The organism is Rhizobium sp. FG113, assembly GCF_057809895.1.
On sequence record NZ_JBMDKV010000005.1, the window covers coordinates 41862 to 65313 of the forward strand.

Here is a 23452-nt window from a genome sequence, read left to right on the forward strand (position 1 = left end):
TCTACTCCACAGATCCGGTTGTCATTTCGTCTTCTTCCTCGACAGGCTTCGCCACGACCTTCGGCTTCGGCTTGCCGGTCTTGGCGTCGGCAATCTCCGGCACCGGCACCTGCGCCTTCAGCATCGGCAGCTCCTTGGCGTGCACCAGCGAGGTCGAGACGGTCGGCTGCAGCTGCAGCTCGCTATTGTAGTTGTTGACCAGCCGCTCCAGCCGGTTCGGCTGCGATTGCAGCGCCCAGTCGGCCTTCAGGAGGTCGATCGTGTCCTTCTCGAGCTTGATCTCCGCTTCGAGGCGGTGAACCTCCTCGAGCTTGAGTTCGGCCCGATGCTTGATCGTATAGGTCACGGCGGCCGCGGCCGTCATGACGCCAACAAGTACGAGGTCGAAGGTTCTCAGCATATCAGGCTCCGAGCTTTCCGAGGCTTGCGAGGTTGGGCAGTCCGAAGATCGACATGTCGGCGGCTTCCGCAGGTGCCGTGGTTCTGAGACCCGCACGCAGCTTGGCGGAACGCGCGCGCGGATTGATCTCCGCTTCCGCGTCGCTCGCCGACACCATCGGCTTGCCGATCCGGTCGAAGGTCGCGGCGCGCTCGTGAGCGATCGGCATGTGGCGCGAGCCGGATGCCTTGCCGGCGCGATCGGAGAAGAAGGTCTTGACGATGCGGTCTTCCAGCGAATGGAAGGTGACGACCACGAGACGGCCGCCCGGCTTCAACGCCTGCTCGGCCGCAAACAGCGCCTGCGCCAGCTCGCCGAGTTCGTCATTGACGAAGATGCGCAACGCCTGGAACACCCGCGTCGCCGGATGGATCTTGTCTTTCATCTTGCGCGGCGTGACGATCTCGATCAGGCCCGCCAGATCGCGCGTCGTCTCGAACGGCTTCTCGGCGCGGCGCTTTTCGATCGCATGCGCGATGCGCGGCGACTGGCTCTCTTCGCCGAGGAAATGGAAGATGCGAATGAGCTCGGCCACCTTGGCGCGATTGACGACGTCTGCGGCCGAAACGCCGGATGCCGACATGCGCATGTCGAGCGGCCCGTTCTTCTGGAACGAGAAGCCGCGATCGGCCTCGTCGATCTGCATCGACGACACGCCGATATCGAGCACGACACCATCAAGGCCACCGGCCGGCGCATGATCGGCCAACCGCGAGAATTGCGAGTGAATGAGCTTCAGGCGACCGCCATGTGCATCGACCAGCGCCTGCCCGCCCGCGATCGCCGTCGGATCGCGATCGAGCGCGATGACCTCGGCACCGGCGGACAGAATGGCCGACGTATAGCCGCCCGCGCCAAACGTGCCGTCGAGAATGACCTTGCCGGCAGCAGGCTCGAGCGCCGTCAGCACCTCGTTGAGAAGAACCGGAATGTGGCGAACCGGTCCGCCACCGGCATCAGTTGAACCTTCGTCAGGATTCGCCGCCATTCCGTTCCCTCGTGTTACGAAGAACGCCTGCCCGCCAGCCTGCGCTCCTCTCGTGCTCGTTGCTGCACCGCCTGAAATTCCTTCGGCTGCCACAGCTGAAAATGATCCGCCCGACCGACGAAGGTCACTTCGTCCGAGATACCGGTGAAGTCGCGAATGAAATCCGTGACCATCAACCGCCCCTCGGCGTCGAGCTTCATGAAGACCCCGCCCCCATGAATGAGAAGCGACATCTCGTTCGCTTCCGGCGAAAACGGATCTTCCGCAGCGATCTGCCGCTCGAACCTTTCGAGAAGGTCCGAACCGCCGACGCTGATCGCCGGAAACACAAAATCCTGGAAGCAGTACAAATCCTGGATGTTGCTCTGCGCCATCACCGATCGAAACGCCGCGGGCACGGAGACCCTGCCCTTGGAATCGATCCTGTTGGTCGCATGTGAAAGGAAGCGGCCCATGACACGAAACATCCGTTCCCGAAAGAGCCCGGACAGCGATTAGGCGCCCCGAACCCCATTTCTCAGACACAGCTTCGCCAGCCGGATGGACGACATTCCATCCAGCGCCTCCGGTGAGGAGTACGCCTTTACTTTGCGATTGGTGGGCACTTGATTGCCCTTGCGCAGTGCAGGAATGGGATAACATGGGACCATATGGGCGTCAATGGGAAACGCCCGTCTCACGATGAGCGCAGTATCGAAAATTTATAAGCTGTTAAGTTTAACAAAGGGTTATGAACGCCCGAATTCTCGGCGTCCAAAGCGCCCTAGAGCGACACCGCAGCGTGTGGCGAAAAACATCCCCGGTTGCGGAAAATGAATTCGAACACGCCGCGCAGGTGAAAATCACAAAACTCAACTTTAAATGCACATCTGGCCGTGAATACCTCGAGCCACCTCCCCGTTCACCCGCATGTGTTCATCCGACGTGTTATGCCTACTATGTCGTTAACGGAAAATAATGTATTTTAGATATAATGCATACACAAAGACAAAAACATATCCATTTGCAGAACAAACTAAGAAAGCACGGAGAAAATCCATGGCGAGTTTTAGCTTCAAGGGAATGTTGGCTGGAATGAAGTCGCCGAATACTCAGCCTCCACTGAAGAAAGTCGGCATGACTTCTGAAATTCAGTGTGTAAACTGTGGAAAACTACTCAAGCGATGGTCGGCACTTTCGCTGAGCAGCACCGTTTGCGAGGAGTGCCTTCGCCAGCCGCCAACGTCTCACTGAGCCCCAAAGGGCCAGTGAAATCGTATGGACGTCGATGAAAAGACAATCGCCAGTTGGCCTGTAAGCCGGGTTCTGTATGGCTCCGGCCGAAACCGGAACGTGGCAGCCATTCCTCTGGGACAACGTTTGCACGTTGCCTCTCGCAACCCACCCGGATGACTGGCCTGGAAACCAGCCGGACGGCTTGCGCCGTCCGCGTCATCCCTATTCGGTCTTGCTCCCGGTGGGGTTTACCTTGCCATCGCCGTTGCCGGAGACGCGGTGGGCTCTTACCCCACCCTTTCACCCTTACCTGCCGAAGCAGGCGGTTTGCTTTCTGTGGCACTTTCCCTGAGGTCGCCCTCGCCGGACGTTATCCGGCACCGTGTTTCCGTGGAGCCCGGACTTTCCTCACCCTACCGTCTTTCGACATTGGTAAAGCGCGGCTGCCCGGCCAACTGGCCCGGCTCCCTTAACCGAGACTGGGAGCGAATGCCAACAAAATATCGCGTCAGGCTTCGCGGAAATACGGTTTGAAATCCGTCGCGTAGCCCTGTCCGTTGATTCGACCTTCGAGCAGCAGCAACGCGCCGAGCCGGCCGATCTCGTCCGAACTCTTGGCGGCCGTGCCGCAACCGCCCGTCAAAACGCCGATGCGCGGCGACGCGGTATAGCCGATCATCGGATGCCCGCTCGGCGTATACGAGACGACGCAGGAGCCGCTTGATGTCGAGACCGGCCGCAGCTCCGGCACAGCCTGTTCGATCAGCCGCGTCAAATGCGACTGGACGCTGTCTCGCCCATCGGTCTTGAACCAGTCCCGCAGCTCCGGCTCACGCTCCAGCCTGACATCATCGGGATCGCCGCCGATCTTCATGTAGAACCTGCCGTCGGGATAGCGGATCGGCGGCAGCATGTAGAAATCGTCGAGACCATCGACGCCGTGCGAGATCAGCGACGGCATGCCGACAAACCGCGCGGCGGCCGCCTCATCGACCTCGTAGAAGGCGATGGTGCGCGCATAAACCTTCAGATCAACAGGCTGCGGCAAGAGATTCTCCGCAATAGAAAAACCGCCGGCGGCGAGCAGCACCTTCTCGGCCCGGTATATCCTCCCATCGGCCGTCTCGACGGCAACCAGACCGCCCTCGTCGCGGATCGACACCGCGACCTCGCGGATGACGGAAGCCCCGGCCCTCTCGGCGGCGATCGACTGCGCCCTGACCAGATTGCGCGGGCTGATGTAGCCGGCACCCGTCGGCTCATGAACACCCTCGGTGCCGTCGGCAAAGGCGAAGAACGGAAACCGCTCCTTCAGGCCGGCATCGTCAAGCAGCGCCGTCTCGACACCAAGCGACCGGGCAGCAGACGATGTCCGCTCGACATAGGTGTCCGCCCCGCCGCGCTTGGGACCGACCACAAGGCAGCCGGCGGGCGAATAGAAGGAAACGCCGCTCTCCCGCTCGATCTCGGCGTAGCGGCCGATCGAGCGATTGGCGAGCAAGGCCCAGTCGCGGTCTGGATCGATGGTGCGGGTGATGCGGCCCTCGTCGTAATGGCTGGCGAAAACGCCGTCATGCCGCTTGCGATCCTCAGGCTCGTCCGGGCCGATGACGGCAACGCCATCGGTCGATTTCGCCAGATGCCGGGCGGCGGCAGCGCCCATCATGCCACGGCCGACGATGATATATTTGAAATCCACGCTCATGACCGTCCCGATCTATTGAAAAGAAGGCGTCAGCTGCGGGCCGAAATCGGCCTCGCCAAGCGCGCCTTCCGCAAGCAGCACCGCACCCAGCCGCCCAAGCTCGTCCGACGACTTCGCGGCAACGAAATTGCCGCCCGTCAGCACCGCGATGCGTGGCGAGGAGGTGAAACCGGCATAGGGATAGGCGGTCGGCGTGAAGGTCGCGACGCAGGGCGCCGATGTCACCGGGCAACCGGCGAGATCAGGCATCAACTCCAGGGCAGTTGCCACCAGCAGATCGCGCTCGGCGGGGTCGCCATCCGACCGGAACCAGGCCCCGGCATCCTGAAGCGTATCGAAACTGCGCGTCTCGGTATCGCCGCCAAGCTTCAGATAGGTCTTGCCGTCGGGATAAAGCACCGGCGGAAGAATATAGACATGGTCCTCGTCGCGATCGCCGAAGACGATGCTCGACGGCATGCCGCCGAAGATCGCCTTTTCGCGCTCGCCGAGTTCGTAGAACACGACTGTGCGCGCCGCGACGCGGGTGTCCACGGGCGCGGGAAGAAGCTGATTGAAATTGCTGAAACCGCCGGCCGCGACAAGCACGCGCTCGGCCGTATAGGTGCGGTCGCCGACGCTCACCTCGACATGCGAGCCGGCATCCCGAACGCTGGTGACTACAGCATCGATGATGGTGACGCCGCCCACCTCTGCAAGCGCCGTCTGCGCGCGCACCAGGGCGCGCGGATTGACATGGCCGGCGCGGCGCTTCTCGTAATAGCCGCTGAAGCTGTTCCTCAGGGTGAACTCCGGAAAGCGCTGGCGCAAGGCAGAGGGATCCAGCACCTCATACTCGACGCCGAGCCCATCGGAGACCTCGATCGCGCGTCCGAGATAGCCCTGCCCCGGTTGCGGCACCGGGCCTGCGAACAGGCACCCGGCTTCGGTGAAGAAGGAGATGCCGCTCTTCGCCTCGATCTCGGCGTAACGGTCGAGCGAACGGGCGGCAAACGTCGCCCAGACGATATTGTCGTCGAAGGTGCGGGTAATGCGCGCCTCGTCATAGTGGCTCGCGAACACGCCGTGGTGGCTCTTGCGCTCGACAGGCTCGCTCGGGCCGATCAGCGCCACCCCTTCGATCATCGCGCTGAGATGCCGGGCCGCAGCCGCGCCCATCATTCCGCGCCCGATTATGATCGCCTTGAAATCACATGCCATGTCTCACCTCGTTTCACGGTGAGATAGCACGATCTGCAAGTTGAATCATATTGTTAAGTCATGCCCTCAGGTGATTCAGCCACAAGCGCTTTCGCCCGTGGCTATCCCACGCTGGCGATCAGTTGATCATCGCCAGCACCTTGCCGCAATAGGCCTTGGAAACCGGATTCATGCGGGTCGCCGCGTGGCCGGCATTGTACTTGAGGATGGTATCGCAGGTCTCGCCGCCACCAAGCGTGTGGGCAGCCGCCAGATACTTCATGCCGTACTTGATGTTGGTATCCGGATCGAAGAGACCCTTGCTGGAACCCGAGTAACCCATCATCCGAGCCGTCGCCGGCTTGATCTGCATGAGGCCGATTTCGCCGGCGCTGCCGCGGGCATTCGGATTGTAGTTGCTCTCGACACGAACCACGGCATGCGCGAGTTCGACCGGAACGTTGTACTCTCTCGCGTACTTGACGATGATCGCCGCATACTTGCTGCCGGGCATGTCGGGCATCGCGAAACCGGACGTACGGTCGACGGTGTTGAGTGCCACGGTCTTCGGGGCCCCGGTCTTCCGAGAATTATCGGTCTTGGCGACCTTCTGCACCCTCTGGGTCTTGTGAACTTTCGGAGCCTTCTTCGAGGCCACTTCGGCCGTTTTGGCCTTGTCTGTCTTTTGCGTCTTGAGTGTCTGCGTCGTCTCTGTCGCTTGCGCTCTATTGCCCCATTCGCCTGCGTTTGCGCAATTGAATCCCATCAGCAGTGTGCTGGCGCACACCACAGCAGAAAAAATCTTTCTCATGTAGTCCAGATACTCCAAGCAAAAGAAAAGCTGCGTATAAATGAAATCCGAACGCAGCATAAATTCGCATCAATACTCAAAGTATCAGCGATATTTCTTTTCTGTTTCAATTGACGACGGTCGACAACACACAACAAAACAACCGGCGCCGTTTAGCGACTGCGGTTAGACCATCGCATTGAGGAGATAATAGGGAAAACATGTGGCAGCGCGGCAAACCCGTAAAATCTAGGGGTATATGCCGGCAAATCGCCCGGTCTCAGGCGCCGTAGCGCGGCAGGGCCGATAGCAGGCGATGCAGCGTGTCGATCGTCGAGAAATCGGCGATCCCATCGACCCTCTCCGGGCGGAAATGACGCTGGAAGGCTTCGATCTCGCCGGCCATCTTGTCGGAAAATTCGCCTGTGATCTCAGTGCCGTAACCGTAGAGCGACAGCATAGACTGCAGGGCTTCGACCGGCTGCCCCTGGTCGCCGCGCTGGAAGAAGCGCCCGCCGGTGATCGCGGCCGGCGCCACCCAGTGGCCGACGCCCCTGGAGTGCAACAATCCCCAGGGGAAGTTTTCACCCGGATCAAGCTTGCGCCGAGGGGCGACATCGGAGTGTCCGAGCACCCTTTCCGGCACGATGGACCAACGTTCGCCGCAGTCGCGACACAATTCGATCACCGCCTCGACCTGCGCCTGCGGATACTCGGGGCAACCGCCCGGATGTCCCGCATTGGCGATCTCGATGCCGATCGACGACGAGTTGATATCGGTTTCGCCCTGCCAGATGCTCTTGCCGGCGTGCCAGGCGCGCCGCGCCTCCGGAACGAGCTGCACGACGTCGCCATTCTCATGCACGAAGTAATGGCACGAGACCTGGCTCTCTTCGCGACAGAGCCAGTCCAGCGCTCCGTCCGCGGTCGGCATGCCGGTATAGTGGAGAATGATCATATCGGGCTTTCGCCCATCGACGCGCTCGCCATGGTTCGGCGACGGCCGTACGCTGGCTTTGGCGTAGTCTGCCTCAAAGGCGGTCATGCGGCGCGGCGTTCCTTCTCGATCGCCTCGTAGGCGGCATTGAGCGCCGCCATGCGTTCATTGGCAATCGCATGAAACTCGGCCGGCACGCCGCGTGAGATCAACCGGTCCGGATGATGCTCGCTCACGAGACCATGGTAACGGCGGCGGATCGTCGGGAAATCGTCCGACGGCGAAACGCCGAGCACCTTGTAGGGATCGCCGCCGATCGACACGTGCCGCGCGGCGATCTGCTCGAAGCGCTGCTCGCTCATGTGGAAGATTTCGGCCACATGCGCCAGGAACGCAAATTCCTTCTCGTGGATGACGCCGTCGGCCTTGGCGATATGGAACAGGCCGTCGAGCACTTCTTCCAGAACCGGGCAGTTGGCCGCACAGGTCACGCAGAGCGTCGAAAGCCGCTCCGCATAGGCCTCGTAGCCGGCCACGTCCTGGCGAGCGAGATTATAGAGACGCGCGACGTTGGCGGCCTGATCGTCGGGGAATTCGAAAATCTCGCGGAAGGCCTGGACCTCCTTCTCGCTGACGATCCCGTCGGCCTTCGCCATCTTCGCCGACAGCGCGATGATGGCCACCGAAAACGCCACCTTGCGCCGCGTCTCGGGGTCGCCTTCAAAGACCGTGCGAACAGCCTCGACCACGGCGGAAAGCGCATTTCCCGCGGCGTTGCCTATGGCGTTCAGCAGTTTTTCCCAGAAGGACATCAGGTCTCTCGTCTAATAAAAGGAGAAACACCTTGAACAAATAAAGGTTGCCTTTGCAAGACGGGGATTGGCCGCAGGGTTGAAAACACCTTTCACAATTCGGTAATGGTCGCATGTAACCGAAACATTTGCGCTCTTTGCCGCCCCCCAAGCCCGACGGCCTCGTGACGCTTTGTCGCGCCGCATCGAGACGCCTTCAGGCAGACCCGCAGACGATTTCCACAATCCCATGCAAACCGTGATTGCTGCCTGAACCGATTAGATCAGCGCCTACGGGCGACTTGCTTGCTTGACCGCGCTGCAACACGCATTTTTCACAGAAACAACACTTTACACCATCCCTTCTCTGCCGCATCCATGCACGACCGAACCAAGTTTAGACACGGATAGCGGAGACACCCATGGCCAAGAAAAAAGTCGCAATGCTCACGGCAGGAGGCCTTGCGCCTTGCCTCTCTTCGGCCGTCGGCGGGTTGATCGAACGCTACACCGACATTGCTCCCGATCATGAACTTATCGCCTACCGCTCCGGCTACCAGGGCGTACTTCAGGGCGACAGCATCAAGATCACGCCTGAGATGCGCGAGAAGGCCTATCTGCTGCACCGCTACGGCGGCTCGCCGATCGGCAACAGCCGCGTCAAGCTCACCAACGCCGCCGACTGCGTCAAGCGCGGCCTCGTCAAGGAAGGCGAAAACCCGCTGCGGGTCGCAGCCGAGCGCCTCGCCAATGATGGCGTCAGCATTCTCCACACGATCGGCGGCGACGACACCAACACGACGGCCGCCGACCTCGCCGCCTATCTCGCCGCCAACGGCTACGACCTGACGGTCGTGGGTCTGCCGAAGACCGTCGACAACGACGTTGTCCCCATCCGCCAGTCGCTCGGCGCCTGGACGGCGGCCGAAGTCGGCGCGCACTTCTTCGACAACGTCAGCAACGAGCAGACAGCCGCTCCGCGCACGCTCATTATCCATGAAGTCATGGGCCGCCACTGCGGCTGGCTGACGGCGGCAACCGCCCGCGCCTATCTGAAGCGCACCCGCAACAATGAATATGTAGACGGCATGATGACCAATGCCGGCATGAAGAGCATCGACGCGGTTTATCTCCCCGAAACGCTGTTCGACCTCGACGAAGAATCGGCGCGCCTGAAGGAGATCATGGACCGCACCGGCCACGCGACCGTCTTCGTCTCGGAAGGTGCGTGCCTGGACGCCATCGTCGCCGAGCGCGAGGCAGCCGGCGAAACGGTGAAGCGCGACGCCTTTGGCCACGTGAAGATCGACACCATCAATGTCGGCGGCTGGTTCCAGAAGCAGTTCGCGAGCCTGTTGAACGCCGAGCGTTCGCTGGTGCAGAAATCCGGCTACTTCGCCCGCTCCGCACCCGCAAACGGCGACGATCTGCGTCTGATCCAGAGCATGACCGACCTCGCCGTCGAGAGCGCGCTGAATAAGGTCTCTGGCGTGACCGGCCACGACGAAGGCCAGAACGGCAAGCTGCGCACCATCGAATTCCCGCGCATCAAGGGCGGCAAGGCTTTCGACACCTCGGTCAAGTGGTTCGGGGAACTGATGGACGAGATCGGCCAGAAATACGAAGACGCATGATTGACGCAGGCGAGATATGATGTCTTTGCTTGTCCTCTAATGAAAGAGGAGGAGATTCCATGTCGCTCGAAGCTTGGCTAGCATTTGCTGCCGCATCGGCAATCATGCTGGCTATCCCAGGGCCGACGATTCTCCTCGTCGTATCTTATGCGCTCGGCCACGGCCGCAAGACAGCCTTTGCGACCGTGAGCGGCGTGGCACTCGGCGACTTCACCGCGATGACGGCATCGCTGTTCGGCCTCGGCGCGCTGCTGGCCGCATCGGCGACGCTGTTCACCGTCCTGAAGTTCATCGGCGGCGCCTATCTGATCTGGCTCGGCATCAAGCTCTGGCGGGCACCCATCATTGACGGCCCGATGGCCGACAATGACAATCTGCCCGAGGAAAAATCGCTGAAGATTTTCCTCCACGCCTATGTGGTGACCGCGCTCAACCCGAAGAGCATCGTGTTCTTCGTCGCCTTCGTGCCACAGTTCTTGAATCCTGCGCTTCCCTTCTTCGGCCAGATGCTGATCATGGAAGCCACCTTCCTCGTGCTCGCGACCATCAACGCCTCCACTTACGCCCTTGCCGCGCACGCCGCGCGGGGCCTGATTCGCAAGGCCGCCGTGCAGCGCGCGGTCAATCGCACTGGCGGCACATTGCTCATTGCAGCCGGCGCCGTGACCGCCGGATATCGCCGCATCGCCGCCTGAAAATCTCAGGTTACCGACCGCGAAAAGCTCAAGAAATTTTCCGTGGGTTGCCGCAAAGCAACGAATAGGTTAATTGGCAATTCAGGGCTTAAGGTTTTTGGTAACTTTTGACGCTGCCGGGGTGGCGCGTTTTCACGAGAGTGAGAGTATGGCAGCGATCGGTTTTTCCGGCTTGAAACGCAATCTCATCGTATCCACGATGCTGTGCTGCGTTGCTGCTGGCTGCTCGAGCGTCGAATACACATCCCAGGCGGATTTGATGGCCGAACAGGTCGTCGTCCCTACCCCGAAGCCCGGCGAAGACGCGATGTTCGCGGCCATTCCAGCCGGCGAAGGCACACCGGAAACACAGATCGGCGGCGACCAGACCGCTGCGTCCGTCGCAACCGCCGCAATGCCAGCAGTCGATTCGGCACAGCAGACAGCGCAGTTGCAGCCAGCCGCTTACGGCCAGATCCCGCTGACGCCTGAAATGACCGCGATCCAGTCCGTGGTGCCGACACCACGACCGGGCGCACCGTCGACCGAGCTCGCTTTCGCCGCCAGCCCGCAGAACAATGCCATTGCCGCCCTTTCGGCGATCGACACCACGCCGCATTCGATGATGGACTACGGCTTCGACACATCGGGCCCGATGGACCCGCCGACCGCGCCGCCGATGTTCAGCGACAATGACAGCGACGACGATGGCGCGCCGACGGTCGAAAAGAGCGCGATCACCAAGATCATCGATAAATATTCGCAGATCTACAAGGTTCCCGCGACGCTGCTTCACCGCGTCGTTCATCGCGAAAGCCGGTACAACCCGAAGGCCTACAACAAGCGCGGCTACTTCGGCCTCATGCAGATCAAGTACAACACCGCCAAGTCGATGGGTTACGACGGCCAGCCTGAGGGCCTGTTCGACGCCGAAACCAACATCAAATATGCCGCGAAGTATCTGCGCGGCGCATGGCTGGTGTCCGACAACAGCGAAGACAACGCCGTCAGGCTCTACGCCCGCGGCTACTACTACGACGCCAAGCGCAAGGGCATGGACGACATCGCCCACGGCAACTACTAAGCCCTACAGCCCCAAAGGCTCTAATGAGCGGGATCGGCCGACGCCGATCGGGTCGGCGACGGCAGCGTCGCCAGTATCTCCTTCAGCAGAATTTCCGGCCGGTATCTGAGCCAGCTCGGCGTCAGGCCGAGCCTGACCATGACGAGACTGGCCGAGGGCACGATCACCATGCTCTGCCCGTCATGCCCTTCCAGCCAGAAGGCGTCGGCCGGAATGCCGGTCTCCCCGCTCCTGCCGCTGCCGGGCGGGCGAAGCCAGGCCTGACCATGCGAATACATGCCGCCGGAAGATGCCGTCGGCGTGCGCATCATGCTCATGAAGCTCTCGGGCAGCAGCCGCTCGCCATTCCAGACCCCATCCTGCAACAGGAACTGCCCGAACCGCACCCAATCACGCGCCGTCGCATAGAGATAGGAGCTGCCGGCGAAAGTGCCGCGCGCATCGACCTCGAACACCGCGCTCGACATGCCGAGCGGATCGAACAGGGCCGTCCTCGGATAATCGATCGCCTGCTTCTCGTCGCCCAGGCGATCCATCCAGATGCGGGAGATCAGGACGGATGTTCCGCTGGAATAGTTGAACTGCGTGCCGGGATCGTCGTCGAGATCAAGGCTTGCGGGCAGCGCCGTCTGGTCCGCGTCGAGATAGAGCATCCGGGTGACGTCAGCCACCGTGCCGTAGTTCTCGTTGAACCTGAGGCCGCTCTCCATCCCCAGCAGTTGCCCAAGCGTGATCTGCGACCGCTTGTCGTCGCGCCATTGCGCAAACAGCCCGGCATCACCGGCATCGATCTTGCCGTCGAGCATCAACCGGCCGACGAGCGCGGCGTTGACCGTCTTCGTCATCGACCAGCCGATCAATGGCGTTTGCGGACAAAACCCCTTGCCGTAACTCTCCGCGACGATCTTGCCATCATGGACGACGACGACCGCGCGCATGTTTTCACCGGTCAGACGGGGATCGGCGAGCAGCGCTGAGATCGCCGCATCGTTTTCGATCGGCAGCACGGTTGCGTCCTCGGAAGGCTTCGTGACGACGGGCTCGGGCACCGCCTTCCTAGCGGCGGCGAAATCGCCATCCGGCACGGCCGTGCAGCCGAGGCCATCGCGGTAGATCGCATAATTGGCGGCAAACAGGCCGAGGATGCGCGCCGTCACCTGCTTGCCGGCCTCATCGACATGCACGCGAATCAACCGCAGCAAGGGATTTCCGGGCGCCTGGACGTCTTCGGCAAGCACGGCATTCGCGTCGCGTCCGGCCAGGAAGACATTCGAGCAGACGATCTTCGCCGCATAGCCGTCGCCGATCCTCAGCAACTCCGGCGGCCTGACATAAAGCCAGCCCGCACCCGCAACGACGATGACGGCAACGCCTGCAGCCGCCGTCTTCAAGATACGCAGAACACGTCCCATAAGCGCCCCTCCGAACCGATAGAGAAGCAGGAAAATTGTCGTTTAGAAAGCCCCGTCAAGTGCTCGCCATTCCCAATTGCGCGAGGTGTCCACAGCCAAGGCCGCCCACAGGCAACGTCATCAAACTGTAGCGCCGCCGCGTTAAACGCCCTGAACGCTAAATGTTGAGAGACTCACTTATGACGGAATTTGCCCCGGATGCCGGCTTCCGCAAGAACCGGAAACTCAAGGCAGCTCTTCTCCGCCACAAGGCCTTTTCGAAAGAGGGCCTGTCCGAACGTCTTTTCGGGCTGCTCTTTTCCGGCCTCGTCTATCCGCAGATCTGGGAAGATCCCGATCTCGACATGAAGGCGATGGAGCTCGAGCCGCATCACCGCATCGTCACCATCGGCTCCGGCGGCTGCAACATGCTCGCCTATCTCTCGCAGAGCCCTGCTTCGATCGACGTCGTCGATCTCAACCCGCACCATATCGCGCTGAACAAGCTGAAGCTCGGCGCCTTCCGCCACCTTCCCGCTCACGCCGATCTCGTTCGCTTCCTGGCAAGGCCGAACCAGTCCGCCAACAGCCAGGCCTTCGATCGCTTCCTGTCGGCCAATCTGGATGAAGCGACGAGCAATTACTGGAACGGCCGCAAGTTCGGCCGCCGCCGCGTCACCGTCTTCGATCGCAACATCTACAAGACGGGCCTGCTCGGCCGCTTCATCGGCGCCGCCCACCTTCTCGCCCGCGTCCATGGCATCGATCTCACCGGCGTCGCCAAGGCGAAGACGATGGAAGAACAGCGCCAGCTCTTCGACGAGAAGATCGCGCCTCTGTTCGAAAAGCCTGTCGTGCGCTGGATCACCAGCCGCAAGAGCTCGCTCTTCGGCCTCGGCATCCCGCCGCAGCAATATGACGAGCTCGCAAGCCTCGCCGCCGACAATTCGATCGCGCCGGTTCTGCGCCATCGTCTGGAAAAGCTCACCTGTCATTTCCCGATGCAGGAAAACTACTTCGCCTGGCAGGCTTTCGCCCGCCGCTATGCCGATGAAGGCGAAGGTCCGCTGCCGACCTACCTGAAGGCGGAGCACTACGAGGCGATCCGCGCCAATGTCGACCGCGTCAGCGTCCACCATGCAAGCTTCACCGAACTGCTTGCCGGCGAGCCCGCCGCCTCGCGCGACCGCTACATCCTGCTCGACGCGCAGGACTGGATGACGGATCAGCAGCTGAACGACGTCTGGTCGGAAATTTCGCGCACCGCCCGCGACGGCGCCCGCGTCATCTTCCGCACCGCCGCCGAAAAGAGCATCATCGAAGGCCGCCTTTCGCCCGCCATCCGCGACCAGTGGACCTATCTCGAGGACCGCTCGCTCGAACTGACCGCGCTCGACCGCTCGGCCATCTACGGCGGCTTCCACATCTATGTGAAGAAGCCATGAGCCGGACGGATATGAGCCCGGTGGACGCGCCCTCGGAGAAACATGCCGACCTCATGGACGGCATGTATCGCTACCAGCGCCATATCTATGACCTGACGCGCAAATACTATCTCCTCGGCCGCGACCAGACGATCCGCAATCTCGATCTTATCAAGGGCGCCACGCTGCTCGAGGTCGGCTGCGGCACCGGTCGCAATCTGGCGCTGGCCCACAGGCATTATCCTGAGGCCAGGCTTTACGGCCTCGACATCTCGCAGGAAATGCTGATCTCGGCCCGCAAGACCTTCGCGGGGCTGAACACCTCGGCCGATTTCCGCGTCGCCGACGCCACGGCTTTTGACGCCGGGGATTTCGGCGTCGATGGTTTCGACCGGGTGATGATCTCCTACGCGCTGTCGATGATCCCCGATTGGGAGCGCGCGATCGACGCATCGCTCGCGGCACTCGCCCCCGGCGGCCAGCTGCACATCGTCGATTTCGGCCAGCAGGAAGGCCTGCCCGGCTGGTTCCGTGCCCTGCTGCGCTCCTGGCTCGACAAGTTCCACGTCACGCCGCGCGCGACGCTGCGAGACGTCCTGCAGGCCAAGGCTGACCAGGAAAATGCGCAGCTGATCTTCAAGACGATCGGCGGCGGCTATGCCTGGCGCGCGATAATAATTAAGGCCCGCTAATATTTAGCTTGAAACTAACCGATTTTTTACGTTGATATGGTGAATAGAGAGGGCATCTAAGCGCTGGACGCGTCAATTCGAAGGTCAGGCTGTGGGGCAAAAAGATCATTCGGTTCACGACGGAACATCCATGCGCCGGCTTCTGTTATGCGTATTGCCCTTGGCCCTCATGCTCGCTGGCTGCACCTCCTCGGGCTATGACTATCTCTCCACCGCCTCGATAAAGCCGAAGATGCGCTTCCAGGACACCGATCCGCAGGATTTCGGGCCTAAGCATCCGCAGCAAAACGCCATCCACGGCATCGACATCTCCAAGTGGCAGGGCGATATTGACTGGCAGACGGTGCGCAAGTCGGGCGTCGACTTCGCCTTCATCAAGGCGACCGAAGGCAAGGACCGCATCGACCCGCGCTTCAGCGAATACTGGCAGGAAGCCCGCCAGGTCGGCATTCCGCACGCCCCCTATCATTTCTATTATTTCTGCTCGTCCGCCGACGAACAGGCGGACTGGTTCATCAGCAACGTGCCGAAGGAATCCATGAAGCTGCCGCCGGTGCTCGATGTCGAGTGGAACGGGGAATCGAAGACATGCCGCACGCGCCCCGATCCCGAGACCGTGCGCTCGGAGATCAAGCGCTTCATGGACAGGCTCGAGGCCTATTACGGCAAGCGCCCGATCATCTACACCTCGGTCGATTTCCACCGCGAAAATCTCGACGGCTATTTCCAGGATTATCACTTCTGGGTCCGTTCCGTCGCGAAACACCCCGAGGTCACCTACGCCAACCGTCGCTGGGCCTTCTGGCAGTACACCTCGACCGGCGTGATCCCCGGGATCAAGGGCCCGACTGACATTAACGTGTTCGCGGGTTCGGCGAAGAACTGGAATAACTGGGTCGCGGCCGTATCCAAGGATAGGAATTCTTAGTAACGTCCCGTTTTCTTTCTTGCTTCTGTCACAATCATTTGGGACATCGACAGCAATTCAAGCAATGACGAGGATACACTCCATGCACCGCACGCCTGCAAGCCGTTCTGCGCTCGCTCTCCTCCTTGCCGCTGGTCTGGCGACCGGCGCGGCAGCGCAAACACCGGCCCCGGCCGCACCGGCCGGTCAGGCGCCCGCGACGGCAGCGGCCCCCGCCGCCCCGGCTGTCGCATGTGACGGCGATCTCTCCACCTTCCTCGCCGGCGTCAAGGCCGAAGCGATCGCAGCCGGCGCTTCCGCCGAAGCAGCCGACAAGGCGCTTGCCGGTGCCCAGATCGACCCGAAGGTGCTGAGCCGCGACCGCGCCCAGGGCGTGTTCAAGCAGACCTTCCTCGAGTTCTCGCAGCGCACCGTCAGCCAGGCCCGCCTCGACATCGGCCGCCAGAAGATGAAGCAGTTCGCCGACGTCTTTGCTCGCGCCGAACAGGAATACGGCGTTCCCCCGGGCGTCATCACCGCCTTCTGGGCGATGGAGACCGATTTCGGCGCCGTGCAGGGCGATTTCAACACCCGCAACGCGCTCGTGACGCTGGCTCATGATTGCCGCCGTCCGGAACTCTTCCGCCCGCAGCTGATCGCGCTGATCGAGATGGTCCAGCACGGCGACCTCGACCCTGAAACCAACACGGGTGCCTGGGCCGGTGAAATCGGCCAGGTGCAGATGCTGCCGCGCGATATCATCGCCTACGGCATGGACGGCGACGGCGACGGCCATGTGCGCCTGAAGCAGAGCGGCCCGGACGCCATTCTGACCGCCGCCAAGTTCATCCAGCACCTCGGCTTCCAGAAGGGCCAGCCCTGGCTGCAGGAAGTCACCATCCCGCAGGACCTGCCCTTCGAGAAGTCGGGCCTCGGCGGCACCATGACGGCGGGCGAATGGTTCGCGCTCGGCGTCAAGCCGCGCAACGGCGACGTAAGCTTCGGCACGCTGCGCGGCGATCTCGTCCTGCCGCAGGGCCGCCTAGGACCGGCCTTCATCGCCTATCCGAACTTCGGCATCTATCTCGAGTGGAACAAGTCCTTCATCTACACGACCTCGGCCGCCTATTTCGCGACCCGCCTCTCCGGCGCCGAGCCCTATCTCAAGGGCACGCCTGAGCAGGGCCTGACCAACGACCAGATGAAGGAACTGCAGACCAAGCTCGACACGATGGGCCACGACGTCGGCGCCATCGACGGCATCCTCGGCTCCGGCACCCGCGTCGCCATCCAGAAGCAGCAGCAGCGCCTCGGCATGCCGGCCGACGGCTGGGCAACGCCCGCCCTCCTCAACGCGCTCTGAGCGCCCGCGAGAAAGCTGAAAAACGACGACAAGAGCCGGGCCAAGCGCACGGCTTTTTCGTTTTCCGATTTCGTGAGCGTTTTCAGCGGCCTGTACTGCGCCTGCAATCCGCCACAGGCGTAAATGGCGGGTCGCCCTTTTTTACGCTCCGTTAAAATGTGTGAATATTTTTCCGAGCGATTTTGTCGTGAGGATTCAGCGAACTAGCTTTTGTCACCAGGGAGAGATGTGACATTTTCGCCGCATCGCAGCAAAAAAAGCGCTTTCCAACTGCCACAGTCCCGACATATTATCAGCTCGTTAACGCGAGGAGACAGACATGGGACTGACACGATCCTTGAATGTCCTTTTGATCGGTGCGGCGTTTCTTTTCGTGCTGTCGATGCTTTTCATCTGACACAGGATGCCGCTTCAAACGGACTATGCCGAAACTCCTAGATAGCGCAGAGTTCATGAAACAGAAAAAGCGCAGGCCATCGCGGTCTGCGCTTTTTCAGTTCTATAGACTGTAAACTTCGCCTTGATCAGGCGGCAGCACCCGCGCTCTTGGCGGCATTGCGCTTGAAGCCGAGGTTCGTCAGAACCGCCGAGACGAGCGGCGCGCGGTTCATCGTATAGAGATGGAAATCCGAGATACCACGACGGGCCAGGTCCTCGATCTGCTCGGCGGCGACATCGGCCGCGACCTTGGCGCGCTCTTCCGGCTTGTCGTCATAACCGTCGAAGCGCTCGTCGAGAAACGCCGGAATGACCGTGCCGCAGGCGCCCGCGAAGCGCTTCAGCTGCGTCAGGTTCATGATCGGCATGATGCCGGGAACGACGGGAATGGTGATCCCGGCCGCCCGCACCTTTTCCAGGTAGCGCTCGAAATTGTCGTTGTCGAAGAAGAACTGCGTCAGCGCCCGGTTGGCGCCATTGTCGGCCTTGCGCTTCAGCATGTCGATATCGGCGGCGACGTCGCGGCTCTCGGGATGCTTTTCCGGATAGGCCGAAACCGAGATTTCGAAATCACCGAGCTCGCGCAGGCCAGCGACCAGCTCGGAGGCGTTGGCGTAGCCACCCGGATGCGGCGTGTAGGGCGCACCGACGCCATCGGGTGTGTCGCCACGCAGCGCCACGAAGTGCTTCACGCCAGCCTTGCGGAAGCTCTCGACGACGCTGTGCGTCTCTTCCTTGGTGGCGCCCACGCAGGTGAGGTGCGAGGCGGTGGCAAGCGGCGTGGAGCTGATGAAGCGCGACACGGTCGCCAGCGTCGGCGCCTTGGTCGTACCGCCAGCGCCGTAGGTCACCGACACGAAGTCGGGGTTCCAGTCCTGCAACTCGCTGACCGTCTTCCAGAGCTGGCCCTCGGCCTCTTCCGACTTGGGCGGAAAGAACTCGAACGAGATGCCGATCCTGTTGCGCGCGTCCTGGTTCAAAGCCATGTCAGTCTCTCCCGGCAAATGTGGGTGCGGCGTGATCGCTCTCGGCGGAGGCCATCAGGCGCCTGGGGTCGCGCGCGAGCCAGATGGTGACTGTAAGCCCCTGCCCGCTCTCGTGCCCCGGATGAAGATCGACGACCTGCTCGATATCGAGCCCCGCCTTGCGCAGCCAGTCGGTCATCGACTGGTGCGAGAAGCCGAGACGCACATGCGCGTGGTCGTCACGAAGATATTCCAGCGTGTGAGGCGCCAGATCGATGATGACGAGCCGTCCGCCCGGGCGCAACATGCGTGCCGCTTCCCCAATGGCGATTTCCGGCTGGTCGAAGAAGTGCAGAACCTGATGGATCGTCACCAGATCGAAATCCTGCGCCTCGAAAGGCAGGTTCAGGATATCGGCATGGCGCACCGAAGCCTTGGTGATGCCTGTCCGGTCGAGATTGGCACGGGCGACGCTCAGCATGTCGCGGCTGGCATCGACGCCGATCGCGCGGCGGTAGAGGCCTGAAAGAAGCTCCAGGATGCGGCCGGTGCCGGTTCCGAGATCGAGCAGCGAATCGATCGGCTGGCTGCCGAGCAGCCGGATCACGGCGGCATCGACCTCCTCGTCGGCGGCGTGCAGGCGGCGAAGCTCGTCCCACTCGGCGGCATTGCGGCTGAAATAGGCCTGCGCCCGCTCCGAGCGCTGACGCTTGACGGCATCGAGCCGCTCTCCATCGCGCAGAATGACAGGATCGTTGTCGGATGCATGCGCCAGAAGATTGCGAACGAAGCTCGCCGCCTTCCCCTCCTGCCGCAGCCGGAAATAGGCCCAGGCGCCCTCCTGATAGCGATCGATGAGATCGGCTTCGCCAAGCAGCTTGAGATGGCGCGAGATACGCGGTTGGGATTGTCCGAGAATTTCGGTAAGATCGGTCACGGTCACGTCGCCGGCGGCAAGCAGCGCCAGAAGACGTAAGCGCGTCGGCTCACCCGCCGCCCGCAGCACGTCCACCAACGCATCCAAACCTAGCCTGACGGGTTCACCCATATCCGATCCAATCAACATATAAAGATATCTTTATGTGAAATGATTTGGTCGTGCAAGCGGGATTTCGATCGGTTCACGAAATTCCCTGCGCAAATCGCGACATCTCTCCTTACAAAAAAGCCCCGGCGAACCGGGGCTTTTCTCGAGTTGCTCTTCTGAACAAACCTTATCGCGTCAGGCGCTTGTAGGCCTGGCTGCCTGGGTTCAGCGCGTCGGGGCCGAGGCGGCGAACCTTGTCTTCTTCATAGTCCTCGAAGTTGCCTTCGAACCATTCGACATGGCCGTCGCCTTCAAAGGCGAGGATATGCGTCGCCAGGCGGTCGAGGAACATGCGATCGTGGCTGATGATGATGGCGCAACCGGCGAAGGCTTCGAGCGCGCTTTCCAGCGCACCGAGCGTTTCCGTATCGAGGTCGTTGGTGGGTTCGTCGAGCAGCAGAACGTTGCCGCCGGCCTTAAGCATCTTGGCGAGGTGAACGCGGTTGCGCTGACCACCCGAGAGATTGCCGACCTTCTGCTGCTGATCGCCGCCCTTGAAGTTAAAGGCGCCGCAATAAGCACGCGAGTTCATGTCGAACTTGCCGAGCTTGATGACTTCGGCGCCGCCCGAGATTTCTTCCCAGACGGTCTTGTTACCGTCAAGCGCATCGCGGCTCTGGTCGACATAGCCGAGATGAACGGTGTCACCGATGCGGATCGAGCCGGCATCCGGCTTTTCCTGGCCGGTGATCATCTTGAACAGCGTCGACTTGCCGGCGCCGTTCGGGCCGATGATGCCGACGATACCACCCGGCGGCAGCTTGATCGTGAGATCGTTGATCAGCGTGCGGCCTTCGAAGCCCTTGTTGATGCCTTCGAGCTCGATGACCACCTGGCCGAGACGCTCGGACACAGGGATGATGATCTGCGCATCGCCGGGGCGGATGTTTTCGGCCGCGTCGACCAGCTGTTCGTAGGCCTTGATACGGGCCTTCGACTTCGCCTGACGGGCTTTCGGGCTGGAGGCGATCCACTCCTGTTCACGCGACAGCGCCTTCTGGCGGCCGGCTTCTTCGCGGGCTTCCTGCTGCATGCGCTTGGCCTTCGCCTGCAGGTAGGCGGAGTAGTTGCCTTCGTAAGGAATGCCACGGCCGCGGTCGAGCTCGAGAATCCAGCCCGTGACGTTGTCGAGGAAGTAGCGATCGTGGGTAATCATCATCACGGCGCCCGGATAGTCGCGCAGGTGCTTTTCAAGCCAGGCGATCGTCTCGGCGTCGAGGTGATTGGTCGGTTCGTCGAGGAGCAGCAGGTCCGGCTGCGAGAGCAGCAGCCGGCAAAGCGCGATACGGCGACGCTCACCACCCGAAAGCAGCGTGACGTCGGCGTCCTTCGGCGGGCAGCGCAGTGCTTCCATCGCCATCTCGACCTGCTGTTCGAGGTCCCAGAGGTTCTGGCTGTCGATGATGTCCTGGAGCTTGGCGCCTTCGTCAGCGGTCTCGTCGGAATAGTTCATCATCAGTTCGTTGTAGCGGTCGAGCACGGCCTGCTTGTCGGCCACGCCTTCCATGACGTTTTCAAAGGCGTTCTTGGCAGGATCGAGATGCGGCTCCTGCTCGAGGTAGCCGACGGTCGCACCCTCCGCGAGCCAGGCTTCCCCGGTGAATTCCTTGTCCTGGCCGGCGATAATACGCAGCACGGTCGACTTACCGGCGCCGTTCGGGCCGAGGATACCGATCTTGGCATCCGGGTAGAACGACAGGTTGACGTTTTCGAGGATCTTCTTGGCGCCGTAGGACTTGTTCAGTCCCGACATGTGGTAGATGAACTGACGTGCCATCGGTAATTCTGCTCCGGGGGAAATTGGTTTGCCGCTATGTAGGCGAATTGGCGCCCGGGGGCAACGCGCCAGCGGCAAAATCCAACCGCTTTGTCGCAGATCACCCGCAGTTTGAGGCTGAAAATCAGCCCGCTCTACCGCAGCGCGGCATGATCGATCCGGAAAAGCTGGAAATCGCTGCGTGTGGGCGGATTGACCCGCTCCAACCCCGGCCAGCCATCCCCACGCGCCAATGCGGCATAAAGCGGCGCCTGCTTCGGATCGGCTTCGAGGGGAAAGCGGCAGACGGCGACATAGTCGAAAGGCGCCAGCGCTTCGCGGCGCAGCTGCGGGTCCGAGGTCATGAACGCCTGGAAGATCCGCTTCATTCCGGGAGATGCACGATGGAACGGCATGGCGGCGACCGAAAAGCCCGATGGCGCCGCCAGGATCAGAGGCATGGCGATCCCTTGCGGCGCGGCGACACGGCCCGGCGGGACGGTTTGAAGCACGGAGAAATCCTGCCGCTCGCACTCGCTCGCCACCATATAGTCGACCTCGTCGAATTTATGCTGAACCGACGGCACCAGCACGAAGAAGACACAAAGCGCGGCCGCAACCGCAGCAGCGGCAACCGCGGAAAACCGGTACATTTTGTCGAACGCCTGTGATTTCATCGTCATCGTCGCGATGACGACGGGAAGGAACACCGGCATTAGCGCGATCGGAAAGCGAATGTTGCGCGTCACGAATAAGGTGAGAACGAGGGCGCCCAACGCCATGAGATAGGCGATTGCTGGTCCAAACGACCGCTCCCGCATTTTGAACCACACCAGCGGACCGACATAGGCGCCGACGGCAGCCGTCAATGCCAGGAGGAGCAACAGATCATATTGACCGTTCTCGTAGAAATACCGGATGCTTTTTTCCTGCCATACCCGGTCGAACCACAGCTCCCGCGACACCGGGTCTATGATGCCGTAAGGCCCAGAAATGCAGGATGGAAAGAGGTAGGCGGCCACGATCAGGACGGCAACGGCCGGAATTGCCAGGCCAACGAGCCGCATGAAAGGCCCCGCGCGATCACTCTGGATCGCCACGCCCGCACCGAGAACGACGGAAAATGCCGACAGCAGGAAAATGTAAGGGGCGGAGAAGGCGTCGCATTGCGTCGAAACGGCAGCGGCGGGGCCGAGGAACGCCATGGCGGACATAAGCGTGACGATCACCATCGAGACGGATGCGGCGACAAGGACGGTGCGCACCCCGGCGACATTTCCGATGTAGCAGACAACGAGCCCGGCATAGGCGATCACGACGAGCGGAAGACACTCAAGCCCGATCACCGTCGAGATCGCAGCACCGGCACCGATCATCAGCCCCCCTGCCCGATCCCATCGCACCAGCCCCGCGGTGATCATCATGAGAGCGACGATCTGGACGTTATGGTGATCAATGCGTCCCGGCGTGAACTCCAGCACGCCCATGCTCATGAGAACGGTGGCGAGCATCAACGACAGCGTGAGCGTCGTTTCCGTCAGCGAAAACCCCGCAAGCAGGCGCCGTGCGGTCGTTGCGACCAGCAGGCAGCAGAGCGAGAGCAATATCGGCGGCCAGACCTGGAAGGCAACGGAGAGCGCCTGCGCGGTCGGCATGAAAGGCTGCAGCAACCAGGCGATTGCGACATAAGGGAGATCGACCAGCCGTGACCAGGGCGACACGTAAGTCGTCGGCATCGAGATGAAGGGAAGCGACAGATCGAACCAATGCCCCTGCGGGGACAGCAGGTGCCGGATCTGGAGTTCGCGCAACTGATCGTCGATATCGCTGACGAACCTTATCCCATCAACGAGATCGAACAGCACCATTGCCAGGGCGGTCGCGTAAACGATCAGGAACATGCGCCATAACGGCATCTCGCCTGCAGCAGTCTGATCGCTTTCACATGCCACCATCTCGGACATCAGTCGCCACTCATGCTATTGGTCACCAC

Annotated in this window: 20 protein-coding genes and 1 other RNA gene; 7 read left to right on the top strand and 14 right to left on the bottom strand. The window is 61.5% G+C overall.

Going from position 1 to position 23452, the window contains the following annotated elements; translation table 11 throughout:
* Nucleotide 1: 1 nt before the first annotated feature.
* The 9 genes from ftsL to ACODTZ_RS15065 all read right to left on the bottom strand — a co-directional run bounded on the left by ftsL (nt 2) and on the right by ACODTZ_RS15065 (nt 8065).
* The gene (gene ftsL, locus ACODTZ_RS15025; protein WP_018897561.1) at nt 2–400 is read right to left on the bottom strand and encodes a cell division protein FtsL; all 399 of its coding nucleotides are present in this window, start codon (nt 398–400) and stop codon (nt 2–4) included.
* Between the two features lies 1 nt (nt 401).
* Nucleotides 402–1427 (bottom strand): 16S rRNA (cytosine(1402)-N(4))-methyltransferase RsmH, encoded by a 1026-nt coding sequence (gene rsmH / locus ACODTZ_RS15030; RefSeq protein WP_489026637.1) that lies wholly within the window; start codon nt 1425–1427, stop codon nt 402–404.
* A 14-nt stretch (nt 1428–1441) separates the two neighbouring features.
* Entirely contained in the window at nt 1442–1882 is a 441-nt protein-coding gene (mraZ, locus tag ACODTZ_RS15035) for a division/cell wall cluster transcriptional repressor MraZ (protein WP_489026638.1), read from the bottom strand.
* Nucleotides 1883–2705: 823 nt separating this feature from the next.
* Nucleotides 2706–3101, bottom strand: an RNA gene (gene rnpB, locus ACODTZ_RS15040) — RNase P RNA component class A.
* Nucleotides 3102–3150: 49 nt separating this feature from the next.
* Nucleotides 3151–4347: an NAD(P)/FAD-dependent oxidoreductase gene (locus tag ACODTZ_RS15045; protein WP_489026639.1), complete on the bottom strand. Its 1197-nt coding sequence runs from the start codon at nt 4345–4347 to the stop codon at nt 3151–3153.
* A gap of 12 nt (nt 4348–4359) precedes the next feature.
* Nucleotides 4360–5547, bottom strand: a complete 1188-nt coding sequence (locus ACODTZ_RS15050) for an NAD(P)/FAD-dependent oxidoreductase (RefSeq protein WP_489026640.1) — start codon at nt 5545–5547, stop codon at nt 4360–4362.
* A 118-nt stretch (nt 5548–5665) separates the two neighbouring features.
* Nucleotides 5666–6337: a lytic transglycosylase domain-containing protein gene (locus ACODTZ_RS15055; protein ID WP_489026641.1), complete on the bottom strand. Its 672-nt coding sequence runs from the start codon at nt 6335–6337 to the stop codon at nt 5666–5668.
* 259 nt (nt 6338–6596) lie between these two features.
* Nucleotides 6597–7361 (bottom strand): N-acetylmuramoyl-L-alanine amidase, encoded by a 765-nt coding sequence (locus tag ACODTZ_RS15060; protein WP_489026642.1) that lies wholly within the window; start codon nt 7359–7361, stop codon nt 6597–6599.
* The gene (locus ACODTZ_RS15065; protein ID WP_111562117.1) at nt 7358–8065 is read right to left on the bottom strand and encodes a J domain-containing protein; all 708 of its coding nucleotides are present in this window, start codon (nt 8063–8065) and stop codon (nt 7358–7360) included. Before ACODTZ_RS15065 ends, ACODTZ_RS15060 begins: the two co-directional genes overlap by 4 nt.
* A gap of 401 nt (nt 8066–8466) precedes the next feature.
* Here ACODTZ_RS15065 and ACODTZ_RS15070 point away from each other — a divergent pair, with 401 nt between their 5' ends.
* From ACODTZ_RS15070 to ACODTZ_RS15080, 3 genes are all read left to right on the top strand, one after another.
* Nucleotides 8467–9678 carry a pyrophosphate--fructose-6-phosphate 1-phosphotransferase gene (locus ACODTZ_RS15070; RefSeq protein ID WP_489026643.1) on the top strand — a complete coding sequence of 404 codons (1212 nt, stop codon included), beginning with the start codon at nt 8467–8469 and terminating at the stop codon, nt 9676–9678.
* A gap of 59 nt (nt 9679–9737) precedes the next feature.
* Nucleotides 9738–10373 (top strand): LysE family translocator, encoded by a 636-nt coding sequence (locus ACODTZ_RS15075; RefSeq protein WP_111562118.1) that lies wholly within the window; start codon nt 9738–9740, stop codon nt 10371–10373.
* Nucleotides 10374–10521: 148 nt separating this feature from the next.
* Nucleotides 10522–11436, top strand: coding sequence for a transglycosylase SLT domain-containing protein (locus ACODTZ_RS15080; RefSeq protein ID WP_489026644.1), 915 nt, complete (start codon nt 10522–10524; stop codon nt 11434–11436).
* Between the two features lie 20 nt (nt 11437–11456).
* Here the strand turns inward: ACODTZ_RS15080 and ACODTZ_RS15085 are convergent, their stop codons facing one another.
* Nucleotides 11457–12848, bottom strand: coding sequence for a serine hydrolase domain-containing protein (locus ACODTZ_RS15085; RefSeq protein ID WP_489026645.1), 1392 nt, complete (start codon nt 12846–12848; stop codon nt 11457–11459).
* A 179-nt stretch (nt 12849–13027) separates the two neighbouring features.
* On the opposite strand from ACODTZ_RS15085, the gene ACODTZ_RS15090 reads away from it, so the two are divergent.
* The 4 genes from ACODTZ_RS15090 to ACODTZ_RS15105 all read left to right on the top strand — a co-directional run bounded on the left by ACODTZ_RS15090 (nt 13028) and on the right by ACODTZ_RS15105 (nt 17213).
* Entirely contained in the window at nt 13028–14272 is a 1245-nt protein-coding gene (locus ACODTZ_RS15090; RefSeq protein ID WP_112944311.1) for a BtaA family protein, read from the top strand.
* Nucleotides 14269–14943 (top strand): class I SAM-dependent methyltransferase, encoded by a 675-nt coding sequence (locus tag ACODTZ_RS15095; protein WP_489026646.1) that lies wholly within the window; start codon nt 14269–14271, stop codon nt 14941–14943. The genes ACODTZ_RS15090 and ACODTZ_RS15095 overlap by 4 nt, the downstream gene beginning before the upstream one ends.
* 130 nt (nt 14944–15073) lie before the next feature.
* Nucleotides 15074–15871 (top strand): glycoside hydrolase family 25 protein, encoded by a 798-nt coding sequence (locus ACODTZ_RS15100; RefSeq protein WP_026282822.1) that lies wholly within the window; start codon nt 15074–15076, stop codon nt 15869–15871.
* An 82-nt stretch (nt 15872–15953) separates the two neighbouring features.
* The gene (locus ACODTZ_RS15105) at nt 15954–17213 is read left to right on the top strand and encodes a lytic murein transglycosylase (protein ID WP_209234883.1); all 1260 of its coding nucleotides are present in this window, start codon (nt 15954–15956) and stop codon (nt 17211–17213) included.
* 524 nt (nt 17214–17737) lie between these two features.
* Here the strand turns inward: ACODTZ_RS15105 and metF are convergent.
* The 4 genes from metF to ACODTZ_RS15125 form a co-directional block, all read right to left on the bottom strand.
* A complete protein-coding gene (gene metF, locus ACODTZ_RS15110; RefSeq protein ID WP_489026647.1) occupies nt 17738–18637 on the bottom strand; it encodes a methylenetetrahydrofolate reductase [NAD(P)H] in 900 nt (299 codons plus the stop codon).
* A 1-nt stretch (nt 18638) separates the two neighbouring features.
* On the bottom strand, nt 18639–19664 hold the full coding sequence (locus tag ACODTZ_RS15115; RefSeq protein ID WP_026282821.1) for an ArsR/SmtB family transcription factor: 1026 nt from the start codon (nt 19662–19664) through the stop codon (nt 18639–18641).
* A 166-nt stretch (nt 19665–19830) separates the two neighbouring features.
* Nucleotides 19831–21480: an energy-dependent translational throttle protein EttA gene (gene ettA, locus ACODTZ_RS15120; protein WP_047505839.1), complete on the bottom strand. Its 1650-nt coding sequence runs from the start codon at nt 21478–21480 to the stop codon at nt 19831–19833.
* A 134-nt stretch (nt 21481–21614) separates the two neighbouring features.
* Nucleotides 21615–23423 carry a hypothetical protein gene (locus ACODTZ_RS15125; protein WP_489026648.1) on the bottom strand — a complete coding sequence of 603 codons (1809 nt, stop codon included), beginning with the start codon at nt 23421–23423 and terminating at the stop codon, nt 21615–21617.
* Nucleotides 23424–23452: the final 29 nt, after the last annotated feature.